At 25.4% G+C, this 1,380-nt stretch carries 2 protein-coding genes; both read left to right on the top strand.

The genetic code is table 11. The annotated features are described in order from the left end of the window. Window positions 1–422: hypothetical protein (locus tag AC1DVK_RS26865; RefSeq protein WP_477627824.1), on the top strand; the 422-nt coding region annotated here is incomplete at its 5' end. Window positions 423–440: 18 nt separating this feature from the next. Beyond that, the gene (locus AC1DVK_RS26860) at window positions 441–1,241 is read left to right on the top strand and encodes an SMODS-associated NUDIX domain-containing protein (RefSeq protein ID WP_477627823.1); all 801 of its coding nucleotides are present in this window, start codon (window positions 441–443) and stop codon (window positions 1,239–1,241) included. The last annotated feature ends 139 nt before the right edge of the window (window positions 1,242–1,380 follow it).

Here is a 1,380-nt window from a genome sequence, read left to right as displayed (position 1 = left end):
ATTCATATCTTTTAAATAAATTGGAAAATTTTTTGTTAGGTAAAAAAAATATTTTCCTAAATGTTGAGTATTTTATTCTTAAAATTTTTACAGAGATTGAAAGTAATATAGAAATAGCTAAATTTTTAATTAACTTTTTAAGCGGTAAAAATAATTGTATTCATTGGTACTCGAAATGTTTGTGCATCAAATACTTTATCAAACATGAAAAATTAATTGAAAGTAATAATTACCTACAACAAAAATTAATGAAAGTACTGGGATATAATATTGGTTTTATATGCAATGATACTGAGAGACGGCACTTTACATTTTATTTAAACAAGTATGGAAAAAGGAAAGGGATTACTTTATTAAATAAATTTTTTAATAAACCAGAAGATTTAGCTTTTATAAGGTTTATAGATGAAAACAATTTATGAAAAGAGTAGGGGAATAGTATGAATATTGTAGTTTACTTTATACTTTCAATTTTTATGTTTGTCATATTATCTTTTACAGATAATAATTTTTTAATCTCCTTAACAACTAGTGCTATTGTTACATTAGTTTTTTCAATAACACAATATTTTCTTGAAGATAATACCTCTCATAGAGATTTTTATTTATCTTTAATAACTAAAACTATTTTTAGAAAGAAAGATATTAGATTTTCAATATCTTATTTGTTCAAAATAAAGGTCGGTCAAGAATACTTATTAGTAAAAGGTAATAGAATTAAAGGACAATATCAACCTGTTGGGGGTGTATACAAATTTCATCCAGGAATAAATAATAGATTTAAAGAGTGGAAAGTAAAAGACGATGATAATTTTGCTATTGACGAACTTAGTAAAAATGATTTGAGAGTTAGAGTAGAAGGTAAATATGTTATGAAGTTTCTTAATTGGTTTAAAAGTAATACATATAGAGAAGTATCAGCAGAGAGAGAATTTCTTGAAGAATTAATAGATACTGGATTAATTCCATTAAATGAATTCTATAAGATACAATACCAATTCTCAGAACGGATTCAGACTCCTTTACGAGAAGAAAAAAGATTTAACTGTTATCAAATATTAATTGCAGATATTTTTGAGATTATTTTAACTAATAAACAAGAAGCAATATTACAAAATCTAAAAGATCAAAAAAATAGTTCATACATTTGGGTGAAGGAAGATGAGATAAAAAAACTCGGATTTGTGAAGGGTAATAGTGACAGCGTAGTTATCTCCCCGACTGCTGAATGGATTATATAAAGGTAATATTATTAATTTATTTTGAATTGAATATACTATTAAAATATAGTAGAAAACAAGATTACGGTTCGAAAAGTGACCGTTATACTTAACGGAAGAAGTACAGCGATATATAGAGTAGCGCAGCTGGGTAGAGCAA

This window comes from Peribacillus sp. P4_B1 (genome assembly GCF_056402395.1).
The sequence above is the reverse complement of the archived record's forward strand: the minus strand, read 5'-3'. Positions and strand labels throughout refer to the sequence as shown.